Source organism: Coleofasciculus sp. (assembly GCF_046539235.1).
GTDB lineage: Bacteria > Cyanobacteriota > Cyanobacteriia > Cyanobacteriales > Coleofasciculaceae > Coleofasciculus.
This window is the reverse complement of sequence record NZ_JBKHHI010000553.1, coordinates 1-3,588: the sequence shown is the minus strand read 5'-3', so window position 1 is coordinate 3,588 and position 3,588 is coordinate 1. Positions and strand designations below refer to the sequence as shown.

The following is a 3,588-nucleotide window of genomic DNA, read 5'->3' as shown; positions in this document are numbered from 1 at the left end:
GACAAATGACGAATGACAAATGACAAATGACAAATGACGAATGACAAATGACAAAGGACGAATGACCAATGACACTCAACCCCGATATTCGCGATCAAGCCTATCAATTTTTTATTGAAGAAGCACCGGAACTTCTTCAGAATATTGAAGCCGGTTTGCTTAAAATTCGCCTAGATAGAAGCACGGCAAATGTTCATGGAATTATGCGATCTGCTCATTCATTAAAAGGAGGTGCGGCGAGTGTAGAATTAGATGCGATTAAGACCATCGCTCATCGCCTGGAAAATATTTTTAAGGCACTCTACAACGAAACGGTTGAAATTGATACAGACTTAGAGAGTCAATTGCTACAAGCTTATGACTGTTTGCGTCTGCCGTTGATGGAGCAAATTGCTACAAATCAGTTTGATCAAGAGCAAGCCTTAGCGATTGCGGAACCAATTTTTGCTGAGATTGAAGCACGATTAGGTGATGCGTTAACTCAGGCAGATAATTTTATCCCCAGTTCATCAGAATTAGGGGTGGATATGGCATTATCCATCTTTGAAGTGGATGTGGAACAAGGATTGGAATTACTGTCTCAGGTGGTGGCAGATCCAGAACATCATCCGGTAGCCGGAGAATTACGGGCGCAAGCGGATGTATTTTCGGGGTTTGCCGAACTTTTAAATCTACCCGGATTTGGCGCGATCGCAAACACGGCAATTACGGCGCTAAATGCCCACCCAGACAAGGCGTTAGAGATTACTCAACTCGCCCTAGCTGATTTTGACGCAGGTAGACTGGCGGTGTTAAATGGCGATCGCAGCCAAGGGGGTACACCATCGCCTGAGTTAGTCGCCTTAGCAGGTGCGGCGGAATCAGATGAGACCCCTGATAGAGAAGCAGGGGGTGTAGGGGCGGGTTTGACGGATAACTTACGGCGCCAAACCGATAACTTAACTAAACCCGCCCTTCTGGGGGAAGCTGGGGGGTTAGGTTTCCCAGCATCCGAGGAATCGCTGTCTCCTTCGTTTTTGGATACTGATGCTGAACCGCTTTTAGCCGATTTAGAAGATGAGGTTCCTTCGTTAGAGGATGTTTTTGGGGAAGTAGAAGCCGACACCAGTCAGGAACAAGAAGTAGAACCAGAACCGGAGGAGGAATTAACAGCAGCATCGGCATCGAGTCTAAGTATACCTGCACCAGAAACCCTGGAAGACGCGATCGCATCCATCGGAGACGTGTTTGAGGAATTGCCTGCGGTTGAGGATCTGCCTGCACCTGCGGCGAGTGATGATGCAACTCCCGCCGTTACCTCTAATAGTCTGGTTCCCTCAAAACGGGGTTCGAGTGAACTCTCTGCCACTCATCCCTCTGCCCAACCCACATCCGAGAACCAAGAACATCAATCGGTATCGCCGAAACGTTCTAAATCTAAACAGGAACCAGCAACACCTCACCTATCAGTGCGGGTTGACTCGGAACGACTAGAACGCATGAATAACCTGGTGGGTGAGTTAGCGATTAACCGGAATGGGTTATCCCTGCAACACCAGCAACTACAACGATCTGTGCGAGAGTTATTAGAGCGATTTAGCCGAGTGCAAAGCATGGTGGGTAACTTGCGGGAACTCTCAGACAAAATGCTGATTTCACCGGAACGTTATAACCCCCAGATCAACATCGCCCTGCTGAATCAACTGACGGAATTTGTCAGTCGCACCGAAGAGTTTGATTCCCTGGAATTAGATAACTATAGTATCCTCAATTCTCGACTGCAACAACTTATTGAAGATATGGTGCAGGTGGAAGAATCGGTGGATGATGTTGCCCTATTTGCCAAGCAATCGGATCAAACTCTGGAACAGCAACGGCAAATGCTGACCAGTTTACGGGATGAGTTGATGTGGGCGCGGATGTTGCCCTTGGGTGAGGTTCTCAATCGTTATCCCCGTGTGATCCGAGATTTGTCTACTCGGTATGAAAAATCGGTTAATTTGAAACTGAATGGGACGAATGTTCTGGTAGATAAAGCGGCGTTAGAAAAACTCTATGATCCGCTAATGCATTTACTTCGCAATGCCTTTGATCATGGAATTGAATCGCCAGAGGTGAGGCGTCAGCAGGGTAAACCTGAAGTTGGACAAATTGAAATTCGCGCCTATCACCAAGGCAGTCAAACCGTTATTGAGGTCAAAGATGATGGTCAAGGATTGAATACTAAACGCATTGGTCAACAGGCGGTTGCTATGGGATTTGTTTCACCGCAACAACTGACGACGCTGACGCCGAATCGATTATTTGAATTCCTGTTTGAACCCGGATTTTCTACAGCAGAACAAGTGAGTGAATTGTCGGGGCGAGGGGTAGGATTGGATGTGGTGCGATCGCAGATGCGTTCCTTAAAAGGGACGATTTCGGTTAATTCATCCCCTGGCGTGGGGACAACGTTTACCTTACGTCTACCTTTGACCCTCACCATTGGTAAATTACTCGTCTGTTTCGTTGGTTCCACCGCGTTGGCTTTACCCTCAGACAGTGTAGAAGAAATTGTCATTCCCAAAGGTAATCAGGTAAAAACCACCGGAGAACAGCGATTTTTACGCTGGCGCGGTCAAATTGTCCCCACCTATCGGTTAACGGATTTATTGGACTATGCTTGTCCCTTACCCGAAACCTGTCCCAGTCAGGCGTTGGTTTCGGTTCCATCACCGACAGATTGGGCGTTACCGATGCTGGTTTTGCGTCAAGATCAATATGTTCTCGCCCTAGAAATTGATCGCCTGGTGACAGAACAGGAATTAGTGATTAAACCTTTTGGCAGTGCGATCGCGCCTCCTAGTTTTACTTACGGTTGTACTATCTTAGGGGACGGCAGTTTAATCCCCGTGATTGACGGCGCTGTGTTAATGGATCAGCTTTTGGGTCAAAGTAGTCAGTCAATCTCGATTACATCCAGCAACCGCACTCTTGTGAGCATGAGCGAGTCTCGTACTGCTCACACGAATGACAAAGCGCCAACCGCGAAAGCCCCCACTGTATTAGTCGTGGATGACGCCGCAGCATTACGGCGAACCCTCGCCCTCACTTTAGAACGATCCGGCTGTCGGGTATTGCAAGCACGAGATGGACGAGAAGCGCTGGAACAATTGCGGCAAAGTTCAGCGGTTAATTTAGTGGTTTGTGACATTGAAATGCCCAACATGAACGGGTTTGAATTTCTGGGTCAGCGTCGCCAAGATCCCCAGATTTCCCAGGTTCCGGTGGTGATGTTAACCTCCCGCAGTAACGATAAACATCGCTGGTTAGCACGGCATTTAGGGGCAAATGCGTATTTCACCAAACCTTATCTGGAACAAGAATTTTTAGGTGCGATCGAACAAATTTTGAATCAGGATAAGTCAAAACAGCCACAATTGCAACCCTCTTAATCAGGTGAAAGTTATCAGTTATCAGTGAGCAGTTATCAGAAGCAGGGGGAGATGAGGAAGATAGGGGAGATAGGGGAGATGGGGAAGCAATTGGAACGTTATATGTAGGGGCGGGTTTCACTACTATCTTTTGGGTTACATCCAGATGTAACTAAACCCGCCCCGACTAAATGAC

Annotated in this window: 1 protein-coding gene; it reads left to right on the top strand. The window is 47.5% G+C overall.

From position 1 onward, the window contains the following. The first annotated feature begins 68 nt into the window (after positions 1-68). The gene (locus tag ACLFWI_RS28415) at positions 69-3,413 is read left to right on the top strand and encodes a response regulator (protein ID WP_446415720.1); all 3,345 of its coding nucleotides are present in this window, start codon (positions 69-71) and stop codon (positions 3,411-3,413) included. Positions 3,414-3,588 lie beyond the last annotated feature (175 nt).

What these genes read in the sequence shown, in the direction of transcription:
- ACLFWI_RS28415 (WP_446415720.1), top strand. Translation starts at nt 69, where the DNA reads ATGACACTCAACCCCGATATTCGCGATCAAGCCTATCAATTTTTTATT.